The organism is Streptomyces sp. ID05-26A (assembly GCF_033794685.1).
Classification (GTDB): domain Bacteria; phylum Actinomycetota; class Actinomycetes; order Mycobacteriales; family Pseudonocardiaceae; genus Lentzea.
The window spans coordinates 1,828,714-1,849,533 of the sequence record NZ_JARAYZ010000001.1 but is presented as its reverse complement, the minus strand read 5'-3'; the positions used below and the strand labels follow the sequence as shown (position 1 = coordinate 1,849,533).

At 69.0% G+C, this 20,820-nt stretch carries 22 protein-coding genes; 13 read left to right on the top strand and 9 right to left on the bottom strand.

Translation table 11 applies throughout. From position 1 onward, the window contains the following. Window positions 1-175: 175 nt before the first annotated feature. The 3 genes from PV646_RS09100 to PV646_RS09090 all read right to left on the bottom strand — a co-directional run bounded on the left by PV646_RS09100 (window position 176) and on the right by PV646_RS09090 (window position 3,348). The gene (locus PV646_RS09100; RefSeq protein ID WP_500340989.1) at window positions 176-454 is read right to left on the bottom strand and encodes a hypothetical protein; all 279 of its coding nucleotides are present in this window, start codon (window positions 452-454) and stop codon (window positions 176-178) included. 402 nt (window positions 455-856) lie between these two features. Continuing rightward, window positions 857-2,350: a CoA-acylating methylmalonate-semialdehyde dehydrogenase gene (locus PV646_RS09095; RefSeq protein ID WP_500340988.1), complete on the bottom strand. Its 1,494-nt coding sequence runs from the start codon at window positions 2,348-2,350 to the stop codon at window positions 857-859. Then, a complete protein-coding gene (locus PV646_RS09090) occupies window positions 2,347-3,348 on the bottom strand; it encodes a LacI family DNA-binding transcriptional regulator (protein ID WP_500340987.1) in 1,002 nt (333 codons plus the stop codon). Before PV646_RS09090 ends, PV646_RS09095 begins: the two co-directional genes overlap by 4 nt. Before the next feature lie 110 nt (window positions 3,349-3,458). Here PV646_RS09090 and PV646_RS09085 point away from each other — a divergent pair, with 110 nt between their 5' ends. The 11 genes from PV646_RS09085 to PV646_RS09035 all read left to right on the top strand — a co-directional run bounded on the left by PV646_RS09085 (window position 3,459) and on the right by PV646_RS09035 (window position 14,518). Continuing rightward, entirely contained in the window at window positions 3,459-4,454 is a 996-nt protein-coding gene (locus tag PV646_RS09085; RefSeq protein ID WP_500340986.1) for a Gfo/Idh/MocA family protein, read from the top strand. Window positions 4,455-4,456: 2 nt separating this feature from the next. Then, window positions 4,457-5,317: a TIM barrel protein gene (locus tag PV646_RS09080; RefSeq protein ID WP_500340985.1), complete on the top strand. Its 861-nt coding sequence runs from the start codon at window positions 4,457-4,459 to the stop codon at window positions 5,315-5,317. A 14-nt stretch (window positions 5,318-5,331) separates the two neighbouring features. After that, a complete protein-coding gene (locus PV646_RS09075) occupies window positions 5,332-6,318 on the top strand; it encodes a sugar ABC transporter substrate-binding protein (protein ID WP_500340984.1) in 987 nt (328 codons plus the stop codon). Window positions 6,319-6,333: 15 nt separating this feature from the next. Then, window positions 6,334-7,383, top strand: a complete 1,050-nt coding sequence (locus PV646_RS09070; protein WP_500340983.1) for an ABC transporter permease — start codon at window positions 6,334-6,336, stop codon at window positions 7,381-7,383. Then, window positions 7,380-8,150 carry an ATP-binding cassette domain-containing protein gene (locus PV646_RS09065; protein ID WP_500340982.1) on the top strand — a complete coding sequence of 257 codons (771 nt, stop codon included), beginning with the start codon at window positions 7,380-7,382 and terminating at the stop codon, window positions 8,148-8,150. Before PV646_RS09070 ends, PV646_RS09065 begins: the two co-directional genes overlap by 4 nt. Beyond that, window positions 8,147-9,079, top strand: a complete 933-nt coding sequence (gene iolC, locus PV646_RS09060) for a 5-dehydro-2-deoxygluconokinase (RefSeq protein WP_500340981.1) — start codon at window positions 8,147-8,149, stop codon at window positions 9,077-9,079. The genes PV646_RS09065 and iolC overlap by 4 nt, the downstream gene beginning before the upstream one ends. Continuing rightward, window positions 9,076-9,981: a Cgl0159 family (beta/alpha)8-fold protein gene (locus tag PV646_RS09055; protein ID WP_500340980.1), complete on the top strand. Its 906-nt coding sequence runs from the start codon at window positions 9,076-9,078 to the stop codon at window positions 9,979-9,981. Before iolC ends, PV646_RS09055 begins: the two co-directional genes overlap by 4 nt. Further along, a complete protein-coding gene (gene iolB, locus PV646_RS09050; RefSeq protein ID WP_500340979.1) occupies window positions 9,978-10,865 on the top strand; it encodes a 5-deoxy-glucuronate isomerase in 888 nt (295 codons plus the stop codon). Before PV646_RS09055 ends, iolB begins: the two co-directional genes overlap by 4 nt. Next, window positions 10,862-12,715 carry a 3D-(3,5/4)-trihydroxycyclohexane-1,2-dione acylhydrolase (decyclizing) gene (gene iolD, locus PV646_RS09045; RefSeq protein ID WP_500340978.1) on the top strand — a complete coding sequence of 618 codons (1,854 nt, stop codon included), beginning with the start codon at window positions 10,862-10,864 and terminating at the stop codon, window positions 12,713-12,715. The genes iolB and iolD overlap by 4 nt, the downstream gene beginning before the upstream one ends. A 51-nt stretch (window positions 12,716-12,766) precedes the next feature. Next, a complete protein-coding gene (locus tag PV646_RS09040; RefSeq protein WP_500340977.1) occupies window positions 12,767-13,441 on the top strand; it encodes a pentapeptide repeat-containing protein in 675 nt (224 codons plus the stop codon). A gap of 81 nt (window positions 13,442-13,522) precedes the next feature. Continuing rightward, window positions 13,523-14,518: an NADH:flavin oxidoreductase/NADH oxidase gene (locus PV646_RS09035; RefSeq protein WP_500340976.1), complete on the top strand. Its 996-nt coding sequence runs from the start codon at window positions 13,523-13,525 to the stop codon at window positions 14,516-14,518. A gap of 73 nt (window positions 14,519-14,591) precedes the next feature. On the opposite strand, the gene PV646_RS09030 is transcribed toward PV646_RS09035, so the two are convergent. Continuing rightward, complete coding sequence (locus PV646_RS09030) at window positions 14,592-14,780, bottom strand: DUF3073 domain-containing protein (RefSeq protein ID WP_500340975.1); 189 nt, start codon at window positions 14,778-14,780, stop codon at window positions 14,592-14,594. A 143-nt stretch (window positions 14,781-14,923) separates the two neighbouring features. Here PV646_RS09030 and PV646_RS09025 point away from each other — a divergent pair, with 143 nt between their 5' ends. Then, on the top strand, window positions 14,924-15,814 hold the full coding sequence (locus PV646_RS09025) for a DUF8083 family protein (RefSeq protein WP_500340974.1): 891 nt from the start codon (window positions 14,924-14,926) through the stop codon (window positions 15,812-15,814). On the opposite strand, the gene PV646_RS09020 is transcribed toward PV646_RS09025, so the two are convergent. The 5 genes from PV646_RS09020 to PV646_RS09000 are packed head-to-tail and all read right to left on the bottom strand — an operon-like array spanning window position 15,757 to window position 19,947. After that, a complete protein-coding gene (locus tag PV646_RS09020) occupies window positions 15,757-16,938 on the bottom strand; it encodes an MFS transporter (protein ID WP_500340973.1) in 1,182 nt (393 codons plus the stop codon). The two genes, PV646_RS09025 and PV646_RS09020, sit on opposite strands and share 58 nt — an antisense overlap. Window positions 16,939-16,981: 43 nt before the next feature. Continuing rightward, window positions 16,982-17,551: an RsiG family protein gene (locus PV646_RS09015; protein WP_500340972.1), complete on the bottom strand. Its 570-nt coding sequence runs from the start codon at window positions 17,549-17,551 to the stop codon at window positions 16,982-16,984. 60 nt (window positions 17,552-17,611) lie between these two features. Further along, a complete protein-coding gene (locus tag PV646_RS09010; protein WP_500340971.1) occupies window positions 17,612-18,436 on the bottom strand; it encodes a beta-keto acid cleavage family enzyme in 825 nt (274 codons plus the stop codon). 18 nt (window positions 18,437-18,454) lie between these two features. After that, the gene (gene ygfZ / locus PV646_RS09005; RefSeq protein WP_500340970.1) at window positions 18,455-19,516 is read right to left on the bottom strand and encodes a CAF17-like 4Fe-4S cluster assembly/insertion protein YgfZ; all 1,062 of its coding nucleotides are present in this window, start codon (window positions 19,514-19,516) and stop codon (window positions 18,455-18,457) included. Further along, window positions 19,513-19,947: a Fur family transcriptional regulator gene (locus tag PV646_RS09000; protein ID WP_229693728.1), complete on the bottom strand. Its 435-nt coding sequence runs from the start codon at window positions 19,945-19,947 to the stop codon at window positions 19,513-19,515. The genes ygfZ and PV646_RS09000 overlap by 4 nt, the downstream gene beginning before the upstream one ends. Before the next feature lie 27 nt (window positions 19,948-19,974). On the opposite strand from PV646_RS09000, the gene PV646_RS08995 reads away from it, so the two are divergent. Continuing rightward, window positions 19,975-20,817: an aminodeoxychorismate lyase gene (locus PV646_RS08995; protein ID WP_500340969.1), complete on the top strand. Its 843-nt coding sequence runs from the start codon at window positions 19,975-19,977 to the stop codon at window positions 20,815-20,817. Window positions 20,818-20,820 lie beyond the last annotated feature (3 nt).

Genomic DNA, 20,820 nt, shown 5'->3' with positions numbered 1-20,820 from the left:
TCGGTGCAACGGCGTCCAACTCCGTCCGACGGAGTCCAGGTGTCCAGTCGCTGACCACTTCGCCGGTGTCGCTGACCACGCTGTCGACAATTGGTCGTATTGACCGCGTCTAATTCTGTCCAACTTCCTGGTCGGCGTTCTGCCGGAACGTTAGGCTCGCGCACGCGCCGGAGCGTCATTCCGGTGGTGTTGAACCCCTGGCCGAGCTTTGGACCAGCTGAGCAGCGGGGTGCGGCCTCCTGTTGGCGCGGGAGGCCGTCACGCGCCGCCACTGCTCCACCCAGCGGTCGAGCGCCTCCTCCGGCTCTCCGCAGCCGGTCAGGAACGCTCTGAGCGTGGCCTCCTGCTTGGGCAACCGATAGCGGCACATCGCGTGTGCGCTGCTCTTCGCCAACGCGCGTTCACCCGCGTTGGCCGAGACCTGCTGGAACGAAAGCTCTCTCGACAGGCGCAACTGGTTCAGTGCACAGAGGTACTCGGAACGGGTGCTGGCGCGGCATGCCGTCGCGAAAGGACTGTCGTCCTCACTGGGCGACATCGTGTTCGGTCCTCCTGCTGAGGGCGTTCTTCTCCCTTTCTCGGTGTAACGAACGTTGCGGCGTCCGCGAGAAAGGAAGCGATGTTCGGCGGTGTGAACGCGGATCTTACCTCCGTGTCCAGCACCTTTGTCGAGTCGATCCATCGCGCGCGGATATTCCAAGATCAGCGAAATTGGTCGTGATTTCAGCAGGACAATCGTTCGCTTAGTTCATCTGTCCAGATCAGCGAGCTGTTCAGGTGGAAAGTGGTTCGTACCAAATAGAAACGGCCGCCCTGTTCGCTTGAGGCGGACAGGGCGGCCGTTGCTCTGAACGGATCAGCCGTGCGTGGGGAAGCCCAGGTTCACGCCGTGCTGCTGCGGCCACCGAGACGTCACGGCCTTGGCCCGCGTGTAGAACTTCACGCCCTCAGCCCCGTGCACGTGCGTGTCCCCGAACAGCGAGTCCTTCCACCCACCGAACGAGTAGTAGGCCATCGGCACGGGAATCGGCACGTTGATGCCGACCATGCCGACGTGCACCCGCCGCTGGTACTCACGAGCAGCAAGCCCGTCACCCGTGTAGATCGCCGTGCCGTTGCCGTACTGGTTGGCGTTCACCAACTCCAGCGCGTCCTCGAACGTCTCGGCACGCACGACCGTCAGCACCGGCCCGAAGATCTCGTCGGTGTAGATGGACATGTCCCGCGTGACGTGGTCGAACAACGTCGGCGCGAGCCAGAACCCGTCCGAGTGCCCCTCGGGCGCGTAACCACGACCGTCGACGACCAGGGACGCACCGGCGGCCTCGCCCGCGTCCACATAGGACTTCACACGATCCCGGTGCACGCCGGTGACCAACGGCCCCATCTGCGCGGCGGGGTCGGTGCCCGGCAGCACGGACGGGTGCAGCTCACGGGTCCGCGACGCGATCTTCTCAACGAGCGAGTCACCCGCCGAGCCCACCGCCACGACCACCGAGATCGCCATGCACCGCTCGCCCGCAGAGCCATATCCAGCGGAAACGGCAGCGTCCGCGGCCACGTCGAGGTCGGCGTCCGGCAGCACGACCATGTGGTTCTTGGCACCACCCAGGGCCTGCACGCGCTTGCCGGCCGCCGTGCCGCGCGAGTAGACGTGCCGCGCGATCGGGGTCGAGCCGACGAACGACGCCGCGGCCACGTCGGCGTGGTCGAGCAGAGCGTTGACCGCGAAGGCATCGCCCTGCAGGACGTTCAGCACGCCGTCGGGCAGTCCGGCCTCCTGGCACAGCTCGGCCAGGCGCAGCGAAGCCGACGGGTCGCGCTCGGAAGGCTTCAACACGAACGTGTTCCCCGTCGCGATGGCGATCGGGAACATCCACATCGGGACCATCACGGGGAAGTTGAACGGCGTGATGCCCGCGACGACGCCGAGGGGCTGCCGGAACGAGTACGCGTCGACGCCGCGGGAGACCTGCTCGGAGTGCTCGCCCTTCAGCAGTTGCGGGATGCCGCACGCGAACTCGACGACCTCCAGGCCGCGCTGCACCTCGCCGGCCGCGTCCGAGAGCACCTTGCCGTGCTCGGACGTGATGATCGCGGCGAGCTCGTCGCGATGGGTGTGCAGCAGGTGGCGGTAGGCGAACAGGATCCGCGACCGCGTCGACAGCGACGACTCCGACCAGGACTGCGCGGCCTTCAGCGACGAGGACACCGCGAGGTCGACGTCGGCCTGCTCGGCCAGCACGACCTGAGCCGCGACGGCGCCGGTGGCCGGGTTGAAGACGTCAGAGGTCCGGGACGACACCCCGGTGGTGCGGGCGCCGTCGATCCAGTGGGGGATGGTGCTCAACGCGGTCCTCCTGGGGGAGCTGTCGTGTTCCGGACAACGAGCGAGGGAGTGAGGAGATGGCGCACCGGTTCGGTGCGCTCGGAACGAACGCGCTGCAGAAGCGCGTCGGCGGCCAACCGGCCGAACTCGGCACGGGGCTGGTCGATCGTGGTCAGGGAGACGTGGCGCAACGCGGCCAGCGAGGTGTTGTCGTACCCCACGACGGAAACGTCGGCAGGCACGCGCAACCCGGCGTCCTCCAGTGCCGAGATCGCACCGACGGCGTTGAAGTCGTTGCAGGACAGAATGGCCGTGGGCAGGGCGTCGTCGGCGATCAATCCCCGGATGGCCCGCGCGCCAGCGGCGTCGGTGTACTCGGAAGTCACGACCTGCGGCACGAGCCCGTGCGCTTCCATCGCGGCGACGTACCCACGTCGACGTGGCCCGGCCTGAGTGCCTTCGCCGCCGTCCAGATGAGCAATCCGGTTGTGTCCCAAGGACACCAGGTGGTCGACGGCCAGTCGCGCGCCGACCTCGCCGTCGTCGTTCACGGTGTCCACAGTGGAGACACGAGACGAACGTGCGACCAGCACCACGGGAAGTTGTTCGGCTGCCTTGCCGATCGCGAGTGCGGGAACGACCGGCGACAGCAGGATGAGCCCGGCGGGGCGGAAGGAGAGCAGCGACTCCAGGGCCCGGCGTTCCCGGGCGGGAGAGCGGCCGCCGGTGTTGATGATGATGTCGAAGCCCTGCTCGCGCGCGACCTCGTCGATGCCGTCCACGACCTCCGCGAAGAACGCGTTGTGCAGGTCGGACACCATCACGCCGAGAACGGTCGACGTGCGCGAGGCGAGTGACCGCGCCATGGCGTGCGGCGAGTACCCCAACTCCTCCGCGGCCTTGAGCACTGCGCTGCGTCGCAGCTCGCTCACCTTGGGTGAACCGCGCATCACCAGCGACACCAGTGCACGGGACACGCCGGCCCGCAGAGCGACGTCCTCCATCGTCGGCCTGACCACTTCGCAACCACCTCCCCTCTTGACACCCTGTGGCCGAAGTTACAGCATTGGAGCGCTCCAACCAATAGAGCGCTCTAACGCTTCAAGTCGATGAACAGGGGAAACCTGCGATGCGGATCGGAGTAGCGGGTGTCGGCAGGATCGGCACCATGCATGCGACCAACCTCGCCGCACTGGATCGAGTCGACGAGGTGCTTCTCTTCGACCCGGTGCCCGGCAGGGCAGCGCAGGCGTCTGCGGAGCTCGCCGGGACCAAGGCCGTCGACGACCTCGACACGCTGCTGAGCAACGTCGACGGGGTGCTCCTGGCCACCCCGACGAACACACACCCCGAGATGCTGCGCGCGGCGATCGGCAAGGGCGTTCCCACGTTGTGCGAGAAGCCGATCGCGAGCGACGTCGCCGAGATGGCCGCGCTGATCGCGGACGTCGACAAGTCCGGCGTCGAGGTGCTCGTGGGCTTCCAGCGCCGCTTCGATCCCGCCATCTACGAGCTGAACCGCCGCATCAAGGCAGGCGAGGTCGGCGACATCTACCTGGTCAGGGCCGTCGGCAACGACGCGAACCCGCCGGACTTCTCCTACCTGCCCGCCTCCGGTGGCATCTTCCGCGACCTGCTGATCCACGACCTCGACTGCGTGCCGTGGCTCGTCGGCGAGCCGGTCGTCGAGGTCTACGCGAGCGGTTCGGTGCTGGTGCACCAGGCGTTCGCGGACGCCGACGACGTCGACAACGCCGTCGTGATGCTGAAGTTCGCGGGCGGCGCGCACGCCACGCTGGCCGGCGGACGGCACGACCCGGTCGGCTACGACCACCGCATCGAGGTGCTGGGCAGCAAGGACTCGCTGGTCGCGGGTGTCGACCCGAAGACCCCGCTGAACTCGCTGGAGCCCGGCGGTCACGTGGCCGGAGCGGACGCCTACCCCGGCTTCCCGGAGCGCTTCCACCGCGCGTACGTCAACGAGATGAACCTGTTCACGCAGGTCATCAAGGGCGAGGTCGCGAACCCGTCCCCGGCGCGAGAGAGTTTGATCAGCCTCCGCCTGGCAGAAGCTTGTGAGCAGTCGCGCCGCAGCGGCGCACCGGTGAGGATCGAGGGGAACTAGGCATGGCGAAGATCGCTGGGGCACCGATCTCCTGGGGTGTGTGCGAGGTACCGGGCTGGGGCACCGTGCTCCCGTCCGAGACGGTGCTGAGCGAAATGCGCTCCCTCGGCCTCACCGCCACCGAGCTCGGTCCGCCGGACTACCTCCCGGCCGACCCCGCCGCGCTGAAGACCTTGCTCTCGGGCCACGAACTCGGGCTCGTCGGCGGCTTCCTCGCCGTCACGCTGCACACCGACGTCCAGTCCACTCTGGACGAAGCGGACCGCGTCGCCGCGATCCTGAAGGCCGGTGGTGCCGAGGTCCTGGTGCTCGCCGCCGCCACGGGACTCGACGGCTACGACGAGACGCCGAAGCTCACCGACGACGAGTGGGACACCCTCGTCGGCACCTGCGCGAAGATCCGTGAGATCGCCGCAACGCACGGCCTGAAAACCGTGCTCCACCCGCACGTGGGCACCCACGTCGAGCGGGAGGCGGAGGTCGACAGGTTCCTCGCGGACTCCGATCTCCAGCTCTGCCTGGACACCGGCCACCTCCTCATCGGTGGCACGGACCCGGTCGAGCTGGCGCGCCGCTACCCGGACCGGATCGGTCACGTGCACCTCAAGGACGTGCGTGACGAGATCGCGGCGAAGGTGCGCAGCGGCGAGCTCAGTTACACCGATGCCGTGGAACAGGGCATCTACGTGCCGCTCGGGGACGGCGACGTGGACGTGGAAGCGCTGGTGGAGCTCGTTCAAGAGGCGGGCTACACCGGTTGGTTCGTGCTTGAGCAGGACACCCGGCTCAAGGACGGAAGTCCCGTGGACAAGCCACTTCAGGACACCGCGCGCAGTCTTGCGCACCTCAGCAAGATCCTCTGAAGGGACTGGAGACGATGAAGTCTCGTCTGGTCATCCGTGCGGGCGTCGCTCTCGCCGGTGTTGCTCTACTCGCCGCGTGCAGCGGCCCCACGGGTACGCAGTCGCAGAACACAGGCGGCAACAACGCACCGGCCGCCTCGGGTGACCTCAAGGTCTCCGTCATCACGCACGGCACCGCGGGTGACGCGTTCTGGAGCGTCGTGAAGGTCGGCGCCGAGGACGCGGGCAAGCAGCTCGGCGTCGGCGTCACCTACAACTCCGACGGCGACCCCGGCGCCCAGGCCAAGCTGATCGACAACGCCGTGTCGCAGAAGGTCGGCGGCATCGTGGTGTCGATGGCGAACCCGGACGCGCTCAAGACGTCCATCGAGAACGCGGTGAAGGCCGGCATCCCGGTCATCACGATCAACTCCGGCAGCGCGAAGAGCGCGGAGTTCGGTGCCATGGCGCACGTCGGCCAGGAGGAGACGATCGCCGGTGAGGAAGCCGGCAAGAAGCTCAAGGCCGCCGGGAAGACCAAGCTGCTCTGCGTGATCCACGAGGCCGGCAACTCGGGCCTCAACCAGCGCTGCGACGGTGCCCGCACCGGCTTCGGCGGCGCGGTGGAGAACCTCCAGGTCGACATCTCCAACCCCACGGACGTCGAGGCCCGCATCAAGGCCAAGCTGCAGTCCGACACCGCCGTCGACGGTGTGCTGGCGCTCAACCCCCAGGTCGCCGTGAACGCGGCGTCGGCCATCAAGGGCGCGAGCTCGAAGGCGCAGGTCGCGACGTTCGACCTGAACGCCGACGTGGTCAGCTCGATCAAGGCCGGCGACGTGCTCTTCGCCGTCGACCAGCAGCAGTACCAGCAGGGCTACCTGCCGATCGTGATGCTGAAGCTCTTCAAGGACAACGCGAACACGCTCGGTGGCGGCAAGCCCGTCCTCACCGGTCCGGGCTTCGTCGACAAGTCCAACGTGGACAAGGTCGCGGAGTACGCCAAGAACGGCAAGAGGTAAGGAGGAGGCGGGGAGATGACCGTGACAGCCACAGCTCCACCGGCTGCCGACGAACGGCTGGGCAAGCCCAAGGCGATGGATCAGCTGATCAAGCGCCCTGAGATCGGCGCGATGCTCGGCGCACTGCTGGTGTTCCTGTTCTTCTCCGTGGTCACCGAGCAGTTCCTGAGCATCGGAGGCGCGGCCACCTGGCTGGACGACGCCTCGATGCTCGGGATCATGGCGGTCGCGGTGGCGATGCTCATGATCGGCGGCGAGTTCGACCTGTCCGCCGGCGTCATGACCGCGTCCACCGCGCTCGTCACGGCTCTCCTCGCCACCCAGCTGGGACTCAACGTCTGGCTGTCGTTGCTGGTGTCGCTCGCCTTCGCACTCGCGGTGGGCGCGCTGAACGGCTGGCTCGTGATGCGTACAGGCCTGCCGAGCTTCATCGTGACGCTGGGCAGCTTCCTCGCGTTGCAGGGCCTCAACCTCGGCATCACGCGCCTGGTGACGGGCAGCGTGCAGGTGTCGGGCATGCGGGAGGCGGCGGGCTACGAGTCCGCCGGGTTCCTGTTCGCCTCGACGTTCCAGATCGGCGGCACGAGCTTCTACGTGTCGATCATCTGGTGGGTCCTGTTCACCGTGATCGCGTCGACCGTGTTGATGCGCACCAAGTTCGGCAACTGGATCTTCGCGATCGGCGGCGCCGCGCAGAGTTCCCGCGCGGTCGGTGTGCCGGTCGTGCGGTCGAAGATCCTGCTGTTCATGACGACCGCGTTCGCCGCGTGGCTCGTCGGCTCGATCAACATCCTGCGGTACGCGAGCGTGCAGGCGAACCAGGGCATCGGCCTCGAGTTCCAGTACATCATCGCGGCGGTGATCGGCGGCTGCCTGCTGACCGGTGGCTTCGGTTCCGCGGTGGGTGCGGCGATCGGCGCGCTGATCTTCGGCATGGCCCGGCAGGGCATCGTCTACGCCGGCTGGAACAGCGACTGGTTCCAGCTGTTCCTCGGCGTGATGCTGCTGGCCGCCGTGCTGGTCAACAACATGCTGCGCCGCCGGGCGGAAAGGGTCAGGCGATGACGTCACTGATCGAGACCGAGAACATCGGCAAGACCTACGGCAGCGTCATCGCGCTCAGCGATGTGTCCACTGTGGTCAACGCGGGTGAGGTCACCTGCGTGCTCGGCGACAACGGCGCCGGGAAGTCGACCCTGATCAAGATCCTGGCCGGAGTCCATCAGCACGACCAGGGTTCGTTCAAGGTCGAGGGCGAGGAGATCCGCTTCTCGTCGCCCCGCGAGGCCCTGGACCGCGGCATCGCGACCGTGTACCAGGACCTCGCGGTGGTGCCGCTGATGTCGGTGTGGCGCAACTTCTTCCTCGGTTCGGAACCGACGACGAAGTTCGGTTTCCTGGACCGCAGGAAGGGCAAGGAGATCACCAAGAAGGCGTTGTCCGACATGGGCATCGACCTCCGCGACGTCGAGCAGCCGGTCGGCACGCTGTCCGGTGGTGAACGGCAGTGCGTCGCCATCGCCCGCGCCGTGCACTTCGGCGCCAAGGTGCTGATCCTCGACGAACCGACGGCGGCTCTCGGCGTGAAGCAGGCCGGAGTGGTGCTGAAGTACGTGGCCCAGGCACGTGATCGTGGCCTCGGCGTCGTCCTGATCACCCACAACCCGCACCACGCCTATCCGGTCGGCAACCGGTTCCTCCTGCTCAAGAGAGGCCGTGCGCTGGGCAGTTACGAGAAGTCCGAGATCGACATCAACGAGCTCACGAAGCAGATGGCCGGCGGTGCCGAACTCGAAGCGCTGGAGCACGAGTTGCGGGGTGTCGAGGCGTGACCTCTCTGGAAGTGCTGACCGTCGGCCGGGTCGGGGTCGACCTGTACCCGGAGCAGTCCGGGGTGCCGCTGGCCCAGGTCAGCACGTTCGCCAAGTCGCTCGGCGGGACCGCGACCAACGTCGCGGTCGCCGCCGCGCGGCTCGGCCGTCGTGCCGGGGTGCTGACGAAGGTCGGCCCGGACGGCTTCGGCACCTACGTCCGCGAGGCGCTGGAGGGCTTCGGCGTCTCGTCGAAGTACGTCGGCACCTCACCGGATCTGCTGACACCGGTGGTGTTCTGCGAGCTCAACCCGCCTGCGGACCCGCCGTTGCTCTTCTACCGCCTGCCGACCGCGCCGGACATGACGATCGGCGAGGACGACGTGCCGTGGTCGCTCACGCGCGAGGTCCCGCTGTTGTGGGTGACGGGCACGGGCGTCTCCGCCGAACCTTCTCGTGGCTCGCAACGGATGATGCTGGCGAACCGCGCCCGGAGCGGCCACACCGTGCTGGACCTGGACTACCGGCCGATGTTCTGGCCGGACGTCGAGACCGCGCGGACCGAGATCAGCTGGATGCTCGACCACGTGACGGTCGCCGTGGGCAACCGGACGGAGTGCGAGATCGCGGTCGGCACGTCCGATCCCGACGAGGCCGCTTCACGACTGCTGGACCGCGGGATCTCGCTGGCACTGGTCAAGAAGGGTGCCGACGGCGTTCTCGTCGCGACGCCCGAGGGCCGGTGGACCGTCGAGCCGAACCCCGTCGAGGTCGTCTGCGGCCTCGGCGCCGGCGACGCGTTCGGCGGGTCCGTGGTGCACGGCCTGCTGTCCGGCTGGGACCCGGTGAAGATCGCCCGCTACGCCAACGCGGCGGGCGCGATCGTGGCGTCCCGGCTGGCCTGTGCGGACGCGATGCCCGACCAGGAAGAGATCGAGGAACTGCTGTGATCACCGACGGCCAGTGGCGCGAACTGTTGTGGCGGCGGGCGGAGGACCCCGGTTCGATCAGACGGGCCTACCAGTCGCGCAAGCGGCGCCACTCGTTGCTGAACGGCAAGTCCACGCTGTTCCTGGTCGCGGCGGACCACCCGGCGCGCGGTGCCCTCGGCGTCGGCGGCGACCCGCTGGCGATGGCCGACCGCCGGTCGCTGTTGTCCCGTCTGCTGACGGCGCTGGCGAACCCCGACGTCGACGGTGTGCTCGGCACGCCGGACGTGATCGAGGACCTGCTGCTGCTGGACGGCCTGAACGAGCGAGTGGTCATCGGCTCGATGAACCGCGGCGGCCTGGCCGGTGCGGACTGGGAGATCGACGACAGGTTCACCGCGTACGACGCGTCGTCCATCGCGACGTTCGGGCTCGACGGCGGCAAGATGCTGCTGCGCCTGGTCGATTCGGACCCCGGCACGATCCCGACGCTGGAAGGCTGCGCGCGGGCCGTCACCGAACTCGCCGAGCACGGCCTGATGGCGATGGTCGAACCGTTGCCGTACAAGCGTGATCACAACGACAAACTGGTGCTGCAGAAGGATGCCGCCGCTCTCTCGCGCGCTTCCGCCGTCGCCGCCGGACTTGGCGCCACCTCGGCCTACACCTGGCTGAAGCTGCCCGCGCCCGAGGAACCGGAAGTCGTGCTGGACACCACCGCGTTGCCTGCGTTGGTGCTTGGCGGTGTTCCGTCCGAACGGCCAGAGGACGACCTCAAGTCGTGGGGTCGCTCGCTGCAGCACCCGACCGTGCGCGGCCTGGTCGTCGGACGCGCGTTGCTCTACCCGCCGGACGGTGACGTCGCCGCCGCCGTTGCCGCCGCTGCCGAAATCCTCCGTACCGCGAAGGGGATCACGGAATGACCCTGCACCGTCCACACGGGACACTGTCGACCTCCGACGACGTCATCGCGCTGACCCCGGAGGACGCGGGCTGGGCCTACACCGGTCTGCGCGTGCTGCGGATCGAGGCCGGTGGGTCGCGCACGATCGAGACCGGCGAGTTCGAGGCGTTCGTGCTGCCGCTGGCCGGGTCGCTGTCGGTCGAGGTCAACGACGAGCGTTATGAACTGCAGGGCCGCGAGTCGGTCTTCACCCGCGTCACGGACTTCGCCTACGTCCCGCGAGACGAGACGGTCCGTCTCGCCACGGAGGAGGGCTGCGAGGTCGCCCTCCCGATGGCGCGCTGCGAGAACAAGCTGACCCCGAAGTACGGCCCGGCCGACGGCGTCCCCGTGGAGGTGCGCGGCTCCGGCAACGCGACCCGCCAGGTCACGAACTTCGGCACTCCGGGCGTCTGGGACCACGCGGACAAGCTCAACGCGTGCGAGCTCATCACCCCGGACGGCAACTGGTCCTCGTACCCGCCGCACAAGCACGACGAGTCCGAACCGTGCGAGGTGAACAACGAGGAGATCTACTACTTCCGCATCGCCGACCGGGACCAGGTCACCCCGTCCCGCACGGGCTTCGGCTTCCACCGCACGTACACCGACGACGGCTCGATCGACGAGGACGTGACGGTGCGGGACGGTGACGTCTTCCTGATCCCGCGCGGCTACCACGGCCCGTGCGTCGCGGCGCCGGGTTACCCCATGTACTACCTGAACGTTCTCGCAGGTCCGGGCCCTGAGCGTTCGATGGCGTTCTGCGACGACCCGGCGCACACCTGGATCCGCGACAGCTGGGCGAGCCAGGAACTGGACCCCCGTTGCCCGGTCACGACCGCAGAGGGGCGGGTCAAGTGAAGCTCACGACCGCGCAGGCGCTGGTCCGCTGGATGCTGGCCCAGCACACCGAACTCCTCGACGGCTCGCGGGCGCCGCTGTTCCCCGGCGTGTTCGCGATCTTCGGCCACGGCAACGTCCTCGGCCTGGGCAACGCGCTGGAGGAGGTCCGCGACCGGATCCCGGTGTGGCGCGGCCACAACGAGCAGGGCATGGCCCTGGCCGCCGTCGGCATCAGCAAGGCCACCCACCGCCGCCAGGTCGGCGTCGCCACGTCGTCGATCGGCCCCGGCGCGCTGAACATGGTCACCGCTGCCGGAGTCGCGCACGCCAACCGCCTGCCGTTGCTGCTCCTGCCCGGCGACACGTTCACCGGCCGTGCCCCGGACCCCGTTCTCCAGCAGGTCGAGCACTTCCACGACCCGACGGCGACGGTCAACGACGCGTTCCGCGCGGTCAGCCGTTACTTCGACCGGATCACCCGCCCCGAACAGCTGCTGTCGACGTTGCCGCAGGTCGCCAGGGTCCTCACCGACCCGGCCGACTGCGGCCCGGTGACCCTGGCGCTGCCGCAGGACGTCCAGGCGGAGTCCTACGACTTCCCCGACGCGTTGTTCGCACCGGTCGTCCACCGCCCACTGCGCCAGCGCCCGGATCTCGTCGCACTGGCCGAAGCCGCGTCGGCGATCCGCACCTCGTCCCGCCCACTGCTGGTGCTGGGTGGTGGCGTCCGCTACTCGGGTGCGGCGGGCCGGGCCCTGCGCTTCGCCGAGCAGCACGACATCCCGGTCGTCGAGACCACCGCCGGCCGCACCCTGATCCCGCACGAGCACCCGCTGCACGCCGGTCCGCTCGGCATCACGGGCTCGACCTCGGCCAACGTCCTCGCGGGCGAGGCCGACCTGGTCATCGCGGTGGGCACCCGGCTGCAGGACTTCACGACCGCGTCCTGGACCGTCTTCTCGCCGGACGCGCACCTCGTGTCCCTGAACGCGGCCCGCTTCGACGCCGTGAAGCACGGCGCGTTCGCCCTGGTGGCCGACGCCGACGAGGGTCTGCGCGAACTCACCGACGTCCTCGGGTCCTGGCAGGCGCCGAGGGAATGGGCGTCGAAGGCGCTGGCAGAACGCACGAAGTGGGACGCGCACATCACGAAGCTGCGCACCCCGTCGACCGACCTCCCGACCTACGCCCAGGTGGTCGGCGTCGTGAACGACGTCAGCGAGCCCACCGACTACGTCATGACCGCGTCCGGCGGCCTCCCCGGCGAACTGATCGGCGGCTGGCGGGCGACGGGCGAGTCCACGATGGACGTCGAGTACGGCTTCTCCTGCATGGGCTACGAACTGGCCGGCGCCTGGGGTGCCGCGATCGCCCACACCCAGGGCGTCGTCACCACCCTGCTCGGCGACGGCAGCTACCTGATGCTGAACTCCGAGCTCTTCTCCGCAGCCTTCGCGGGCCACGGCTTCGTGGCCGTGGTCTGCGACAACGACGGGTACGCCGTGATCCACCGCCTGCAGACGGGCCAGGGCGGCGCGGGCTTCAACAACCTCTACGCCGACTGCACCTCGGCACACCCCGAACCCCCGCGCACCGACTTCGCCGCCCACGCCGCGGCCATGGGGTGCGCGGTGTTCACCGTGGACTCACTGGGTGACCTGGAAGGCGCTTACCGCAAGGCGCGCGAAGCGTCCGTCGCGGAGAGGCGTCCCGCCGTGGTCGTGATCCGCACGCACCCGTCGTCGTGGACGGAGGCGGGGGCGTGGTGGGAGGTCGGTGTGCCGGAGGTGTCGCACCGGCCCGAGATCTCCCGGGCCCGTGAGGAAGTGCAGGAGGGCAAGATCAAGCAGGTCCGTTATTTGAGCTGAACTCCAACAGCGGATACCGCCGGGCGGATGCGGTCGCGAAGATGACTCTCCGTGAGCAAGCGGATGTTCAGGCTCGGAGCGGTTGCCCTGCTCGCGCTGGGTGTCGCCCTTCTGGTGCCGCCGACCGCTCCGCTGCCGTCGTTCTCCGGAGCAATGCTGGTCCTCGCGTCCGGTGCCCTGGCCTGGCTCCAGGTCAGGGACGGCCAACTCGTCGACGGGTACCGCCGGGCCGTCCGGTTGCTGGGGAGCGACGAGGCCGAGCTGAGGGTCGACGGTCTCCACCTGCTCGAACAGATCGCGGAGGACTCCGCGAAGAGCCGCCTGCTCGTGGACGTCACCATCGGGGACTTCCTGCGCGAGCGATCACCCTGGACGGCTTCGGAGCACCCGTCGCGACCGGTCGGCGAGAGCCCGGCGCCGGACGTCGAGGCGGCCCTGGCGATCCTCACCCGGCAGCCGGGTGAGGCGCTCGACCTGTCCCACGTCGACCTGCGCGGCACCGACCTGCGAGGGGTCTCCCTGCGCGAGGCCTCCCTGCGCGGCGCCTGCCTGGAGGGCGCCGACCTGCGCGCCGCCGATCTCACGAACGCGGACCTGCGCGGTGCCGACATGCGAGCCGACAACCTGGACAAGGCGGCCCTCGCCGGAGCCAGGGTCGACCGGAAGACGATCTGGCCGCCGGGCTTCACGCCCGCCCGTGTCTCTGCGTCGCTGTTCAGTGACTGAGACGACCCCATCGCGGGGAACAACCCGCAGAGCCGGTTCCTTGAACAATTAGTTAGGTCTACGAACGTTCGAGGAGCTCCCGTGAGCCTGTTGTTCTCCCCGCTGACCCTGCGCTCGGTCACGTTGCCGAACCGCATCGCGGTCAGCCCGATGTGCCAGTACTCGGTCGACAAGGAGGACGGCGTGCCCACCAGCTGGCACCTCGTCCACCTGGGCTCCCGCGCGGTCGGTGGCGCCGGCCTCGTCGTGGCCGAGGCGACGGCCGTGGAGGCGCGTGGCCGGATCTCGCCGCAGGACACCGGCATCTGGAACGACGCGCAGGTCGAGGCCTGGAAGCCCATCACGGCGTTCATCAAGGAGCACGGCGCGGTGCCCGCGATCCAGCTCGCGCACGCCGGGCGCAAGGCGATCGGCGACTGGGTGCCGGTGGCGCCCACGACCGAGCCGTTCCCCGGTGGCAACCAGCCGGAGAAGCTGACGAACACCACGCAGATCGTGAAGGCGTTCGTCGACGGCGCGCTGCGGGCGATCGAGGCCGGGTTCGAGGTCCTCGAGGTCCACGCCGCGCACGGCTACCTGCTGCACGAGTTCTACTCGCCGCTCACGAACGAGGGCAGCATCGAGGAACGCATCGCCCTGCCCGTCGAGGTCACCGCGGCCGTCCGGGCAGCGGTCGGCCCGGAGGTGCCCGTGATCGTTCGGATCTCGGGCACCGACTGGGTCGACAACGGCTGGACGGCCGACGACAGCGTCGTGCTGGCACAGGCGCTCAAGGCCGCGGGTGCGGACCTGATCGACGTGTCCAGCGGCGGCAACACCGCGCAGGCGGACATCCCGATCGGGCCCGGCTACCAGGTGCCGCTCGCCGAAGCGGTGCGACGCAAGGCAGACGTGCCCACGGGTGCGGTCGGCCTGATCACCGAGGCGAAGCAGGCCGAACAGATCTTGACGGACGGTTCCGCCGACCTGGTCCTGCTCGCGCGCGAACTGCTCCGCGACCCGTACTGGCCGCTGCGCGCGGCACAGCAGCTGGGTGTGGAGGTCAGGGCGCCGAAGCAGTACGCCAGGGCGTTCTGAAAGAGCCCTCAGAGTTCAAGGGCTGGGCACCGGGGTCACCGGTGGCCCAACCCTTGAACTCCGAAGGCTGAATTCAGCGACGGTAATCGTCGTAGTCGTCGTACGGGTCGTCGTGTGGCTCATCGCCACCACCACTCCCGTTCGGCAACCCTTCGTCAGTTGACAGCTCGCGCTGCAACGCAGCGAAGTCGGTCTCATGAGAGCTGTATTTGAGCTCCCTGGCGACCTTCGTCTGCTTGGCCTTAGCTCGGCCGCGCCCCATGGCTCGACCCCCTCGCACAGGGACGGGGGCGGCCGGGGGAACGGCGGCCCCACTCGTCTCGACAACTGATTCCTGGTAACTACCGTACCGTGCCGATGGGGTTCCTCGCGACGCGGTAGGCGTGACACGTACCGCCAAATCTCATGGCCCCCCTCGCGTGGAAGGATGCACACGTGCCCAGACCGTTCGTCGCCTACCTACGGGTGTACGAACCGTTATCGGTCTTGGACGCAACGCTAGCTTCCAAGGTCGAAAAAGCCCTGGAAGAGGGCCCGATCCCCCGCTCGGAGGTAGGCGAGAGGGAACGGGAGCTGTGGTTGCGATCACAGTTGGGACGAAAGCTCCTCCCGGGCGAGTCCTTCGACGTGATGACGATCAGTCCGGCCGAGGTTCCGACCTCCGAGGCCGCCCGCGTCGGACCGGGGCCGCTCGTCTGCCCGCTGGACCTCCGGGCCCGCTCCGCCGCCGCTCTGGTGGGCTTCCTGGCGTCCGCGCCGCCGATCCTCCAGGACGCCGCCCTCAACCTCTCGCCGGAAACGGTCCGAGCGCGCGCGTCCGCCGTGATGGCCGAACTCTCCGCAGGCGCGGTCCACGTGATCTCCACGACCTGGACGATCCCGCTGCCGTGGTTCGCCCTCGTCGACCCCGCCCAGCGCCGTGTGGTGCTCGCCAGCGCCCAGGACGACCCCGAACGGCAGGTGTCGTGGCGAGTGGCCATGGCCGACGCCCGCCGACGGGTCGCACGGGCGCTCAAGACCGTGAAGCGCTCCCTGGGGGAGGACGGGCCGGCCAAGGTCCTCTCCGACACCGGCCGCTGGCTCGAGCACTTCCACCCGCACTCCGCCGTCGAGCTCGACTACGGCGGCCTGGTGCAGCTGCTGGAGGACAAGGACCTGCTGGAGGACACGTCGGCGGCCGACGTGAACGCCATCCTCGACGCCCTCGAAGCGGACGACGCCGAGGAGGTCGCGTTGCGCTACGAGGCGCTGCGCGAGTTCTGGGGCGAGCTGGCCCGCAGGGAACGCCACGGCTGAAGCAGCACCCGCGCGACCACGGCGGCCACCGCCGCCAGCACCATCGCCGCAGGCCACCCCACCGACACCGCGACGAAGCTCGCGACGAACGGGGTCACCGCCGCGCTCAGGTAGTTCGCCGAGTTCTGCATCGCGATCGCCGTGGCGCTGCGCCCGTCCGGCGCGAGCTCACCGGCCTCGGTGACCGCCAGCCCGTTCCAGCACAGCGCGCACAGCGAGGTCGGCACCAGGACCGCGATCAGCAGCGGCAACGGGGCCTGGTCCAGTGCCGCGACCAGCACGAACCCGACCGCTGTGAGCACCGAGACGATCTTCAGGGGTCCGATCCTGCTGCGTGCCCGGTCCGACCACACCCCGACCGCCAGCCGTCCGGCACCGCCGAGCACCTGCGCGACGGCGAAGACGGCCGCGGCCGCCGTGACGCTCATGCCGCGGTGCTCGTGCAGCAGCGGGACCGTCAGCGCGGTGGCGGTGAACTGCGGCACCACGAGCAGCCCGCTGGCCAGCGACAACCGCAGCAACCGGGGGTCCTTGAGCACCAGCCCGTGCTCGGAGCCCGCCCGGATCGCGCCAGGCGGTTCCCTGACCAGCAACGCGACCGCGAGCGCCACGAACGCCGTCACTCCCGCCAGCACGACGAACGCCGTGGGCACCCCGGACGAGAGGGCGATGCCGGGCAGGACGGCCGCGGTGAGGGCCGCGCCGAGCGGGGTCGCGGTCTGCCGGACGCCCATCGCGAGCCCGCGTGACTCCTTGCCGAACCACGACATCACCGCCCGGCCGCTGGCCGCGTTGACGCTGGCTCCGAACAGCCCGGCCCCCAGCAGGGCGAGTCCGGCGATCCAGGCGTTGCCCAGTGCGGCAGACAGCAGGCACCCTGCGGCACCCACGCCGCCGATGGTCATCACGAGCCGTTCGCCACGTCGGTCCGCGACGACTCCCCACGGCACGAGAGCGATCATCGTGCCGAGGTTGACCGCGCCGAGAAGCAGCCCGACCTGGGGCAACGTCAGTGAGAAGTGTTGCTGGAGCTGCGGGCTGATGGCCGGCAGGCCGAGGAAGACGGCCGCGTTCGTGCCCTGAGCCAACGCACCCACCGACAGCACGACCCAGCGATACCCCATGGGGGCACGCTAGGTCGGCTGCTCAGAAAGTGGAAAGGTCGTCTTATCTCTTGGGACGGCGGTGCCCGCGCTCGGCGGCCAGCAACTCGTCCACCGACGCACTCCCGCGCTGGTAGCGGGCGGCGATCTCGGCGTTGAGCCGGTCCACGACCACCTGCACCTCGCGTCGGCGCACCGACACGGACGCCTCTTCCGAGATGAACGTCTCCAGCACCTCGCCGAGCTTCGAGTCGTCCAGGGAGCTCACGTCGGAGAGGTCCACGTCGGAGATCAGCGCCTCGACGTGCCGTTGATGCGCATCAGCACGTGACGGCTCATGGGTCTGGTACCGGCCTAGACCGGTCGCGGGACCCACGGCGTTCGTGGAGAGGATGGTGGCCAGTTGCTCGACCACGGCCGAGCCACCCGAGCTGCGGCGCTCTTGCTCCGCCCGCACGATGTCGATGCGCGCGTGCAACAGCCGCCGCAGGTAGGACAGATCTGTCTCTTCCTGCGCAGCTTCGTCGCGGAGTTCGCGCACCTCGACGAGCGGGCGCTGCTCGACGCCCTCCGTGTAGTCGGGGGCGAGCACCCTGTCGATTCGGCGGCGCCCGCCAGGACGCACCTCGATCACGTGTCCATCCTGCGGTAGTTCCTCCCTACCCGCCAACACATCCCATGCACCAAACTTGTCTCAAATGTGCACGCCCAGCAGCTTTCGCGCCTCGTCCGGGGTCAAAGCGGGTCGCTGGGCGATCTTGGAGAGACCCGTGGCACGTGCCACGAGCTGTGCGTTGTCCCGCACCGGCACCCCCCGCGAGTAGCTCACGGTGTCTTCCATACCCACTCGAAGGTGGCCACCCGCACCCAAAGCGGTGAACATCACTGGGAGGGTGGTCCGGCCGATCCCGGTGGCGGAGAACGTTGCCCCGTCCGGCAGAGCGCTGACTGCGGCGACCAGAGTCGCGGCGTCACCGGGCATGCCGCCGGGCACCCCCATGACGAAGTCGACGTGCACGTGGCCGCCCGCGGGCAGGCCGTGCTGGTCGAGCAGGCGCTTGAGCGACGCGAGCTGCCCGATGTCGAAGATCTCGTACTCCGGGACGATCGAGCGTTCCTGCATGCCCTTGTGCAGGGAGACGATGAACTCCCAGCGGTTCATGAACACGTCGTCACCGAAGTTGACCGTGCCCATCGTGCAGGACGCCGAGTCCGGCATCGCCTCGAGCACGCGCAGCCGGTGTTCCTCGGGGTCGTGCACCGACCCGCCGGTCGACAGCTGCACGACGAGGTTCGTTTCGGAGCGCAGCGCCTCGACGGTGGCCTTCAGCCGGCCGAGGTCGAGCGACGGTTTCGCGTCCTCGCCACGGATGTGGACGTGGATCATCGCCGCGCCGACCTGCTCGCAGCTCTGCGCCGTCGATACCAGCTCTTCCAGGGTCACCGGAAGCTGCGGGACGTCGGCTTTCGCGTGCTCCGCTCCGGTGGGAGCGACAGTGATGAGCGTGCCCAGGGACATAGGCGCGACTCTAGGGGGTCATCCCCGCAGGTTGCGAACAGCTTCCCGGCCCAGACCGGGTGTGTCAGCGGGCACCGAGTCGGGGTCGATTCGTGCCTGGACCTCCCGTTCGGGGGCCCCGGCGACCAGCTCCGCGTCGATCGGTACAGAGCGCTTGACCAGTGCCAACGCGACCGGGCCCAGCTCGTGGTGCAGCACCACGCTGCCCACCCGGCCCACGACCCTGCCGTCCAGCGTGACCGGGTCACCGGTCTCCGGCTGGGCGTCGGCAGAACCATCCAGGTGGAGTAGGAGCATTCGCCTGGGCGGGCGTCCCACGTTGTGGACCTTGGCGACCGTCTCCTGGCCGCGGTAACAGCCCTTGTTCAGGTGCACGGCCGGGTCGATCAGGCCGACCTCGTGCGGGATCGTGCGCTCGTCGGTGTCGATGCCCTGCCGTGCGCGCAGCGACTCGACCCGCAGCGCCTCGAACGCGTAGCTGCCCGCGGGGCGTGCGCCGGCGTCCGTGACGCGCTGCCACCACGCCGCCTTCTCGTCGCGCGGGACCAGCAGGTCGAACGAGCTCTGGCCGGGCCACGAGGTGCGGCGGACGAAACCCTCGCCGAGCGCGTCCACGTGCGACGGCTGCGGGATGCCGAGCTTCTCGAGCAACGCGGGTGCGTCCGGCCCGGTGATCGTCAGCAGCGCGAACTCCGCCGTGGCGTCGCGCGGCTCCACCTTGGACCAGAAGACCATCTTCTTCAGGTACGCCAGCAGGTCGTCGACCTTCTCGACGTCGAGGAACACCGTGCCGCCGACGTTCGCGACGACCATGTGGTGCTCCAGGCGGCCCTGGGCGTCGAGGATCAGCGCCTCGGTGGACGCGCCCTCGCCCAGCTGCTCGAAGTGCTGGCTCGTGAGCTGGTGCAGCCACTTGAGCCGGTCCTCGCCCGGGATCGCGATGACACCCCGGTTCGAGCGGTCGACCACGACCACCGACCGGACGGCCGAGCGCTGTTCGGCGAACGGGTCGCCGTAGTGCCAGGCCACGCCTGCGTCGGTGGAATCGTCGGGCGGCGGGACGGCTCCGGGGAGGCTCACTCGGTCTCCTGCTCCTGCTTCAAACAGTCTCGGCACGTGCCGGACAGCGCGAGATGGCTTGCATCAAGTTCGAACCCGTCGCGCTCCCGCAATGTTCCGACCAACGGGTCGAGAAGCTCACACGGGATTTCCTGGATCGAGCCGCACACGTGGCACACGAGGTGCACGTGCTGGTGATCGTCGACCGAGTAGCTCGGCGCACCGTGGCCAAGGTGCGTGTGCCGAACCAGTCCGAGCCGGTCGAGAAGATCGAGCGTCCGGTAGATCGTGGTGATGTTGACCGTCGGCGCCGTCTCCTGGACGCGCTGACAGATCTGCTCGGGTGTCGCGTGTTCCAGCGACCTGACCGCGTCCAGCACGAGCTGACGCTGCGGCGTCATTCGCATACCGCGGTCGTGCAGCGTTTTGCGCAGGCCTCTTGCGGTCTCCACATCACTGATGTTAGTAGGCTCGCTCACATGCGCGTGCTGGCACTGCTCGACGGAACCCTCGCTGACCCCGACTCGCCGCAGATCCGCGTCGAGGACCTGGGACTCATGCGCGGTGACGGCGTGTTCGAAACGATCCTCGTGGTCGACGGGAAGCCCCGCGAACTCACGCCCCACCTCGACCGGCTCGACCGGTCCGCGGCCATGCTCGACATGGCGCCCCCTCCCCGTGCGGAGTTCGAGCGCGCGGTCGAGCTCGTCATCGGCAACTGGGCCGGCGGCCAGGAGTTCGCCCTCAAGCTCATCTACACGCGCGGTGTCGAGGGCGGCGACGGCACGCCCACCGGGTTCGCGCTCGGCATGGAGATCGGCGCGAAGGTGCTCAAGCAGCGCGCCGAGGGCCTGTCCGCGGTGACGCTCGACCGGGGCATCGACGCCGATCTGGCCGACCGCGCGCCGTGGCTGCTGCTGGGCGCCAAGTCGCTGTCGTACGCGATCAACATGGCCGCGCTGCGCGAGGCCGAGCGCCGCGGTGCCGCCGAGGTCGTCTTCACGACGTCGGACGGCTCGGTGCTCGAAGGCCCGACCTCGACGCTGATCCTGGTGCGCGGCAGGACCCTGGTGACGCCTCCGTCGAAGCTCGGCATCCTGCCCGGCACCACGCAGTACGCGTTGTTCCGCGCCGCCGAGCGCGCCGGCTGGACCGTGCTCGTGGAGCCGATCCAGACCGGCGAGCTCTACGACGCCGAGGGCGTGTTCCTCTGCTCCAGCGTCCGCAAGATCACGCGGGTGACGGTGCTGGACGGCAAGCAGCTGCCCGACTCGTCGGCCCTGCTGACCGAGCTGCAGGGCCTGTACGAGTCGGAGTACTGATCC

Coding starts and splice junctions, on each gene's coding strand:
- PV646_RS09085 (WP_500340986.1), top strand. CDS start 3,459: ATGCGGATCGGAGTAGCGGGTGTCGGCAGGATCGGCACCATGCATGCG.
- PV646_RS09080 (WP_500340985.1), top strand. CDS start 4,457: ATGGCGAAGATCGCTGGGGCACCGATCTCCTGGGGTGTGTGCGAGGTA.
- PV646_RS09075 (WP_500340984.1), top strand. CDS start 5,332: ATGAAGTCTCGTCTGGTCATCCGTGCGGGCGTCGCTCTCGCCGGTGTT.
- PV646_RS09070 (WP_500340983.1), top strand. CDS start 6,334: ATGACCGTGACAGCCACAGCTCCACCGGCTGCCGACGAACGGCTGGGC.
- PV646_RS09065 (WP_500340982.1), top strand. CDS start 7,380: ATGACGTCACTGATCGAGACCGAGAACATCGGCAAGACCTACGGCAGC.
- iolB (WP_500340979.1), top strand. CDS start 9,978: ATGACCCTGCACCGTCCACACGGGACACTGTCGACCTCCGACGACGTC.
- PV646_RS09030 (WP_500340975.1), bottom strand. CDS start 14,780: ATGGGGCGCGGCCGAGCTAAGGCCAAGCAGACGAAGGTCGCCAGGGAG.
- PV646_RS09025 (WP_500340974.1), top strand. CDS start 14,924: ATGGCCCCCCTCGCGTGGAAGGATGCACACGTGCCCAGACCGTTCGTC.
- PV646_RS09020 (WP_500340973.1), bottom strand. CDS start 16,938: ATGGGGTATCGCTGGGTCGTGCTGTCGGTGGGTGCGTTGGCTCAGGGC.
- PV646_RS09010 (WP_500340971.1), bottom strand. CDS start 18,436: ATGTCCCTGGGCACGCTCATCACTGTCGCTCCCACCGGAGCGGAGCAC.
- PV646_RS08995 (WP_500340969.1), top strand. CDS start 19,975: ATGCGCGTGCTGGCACTGCTCGACGGAACCCTCGCTGACCCCGACTCG.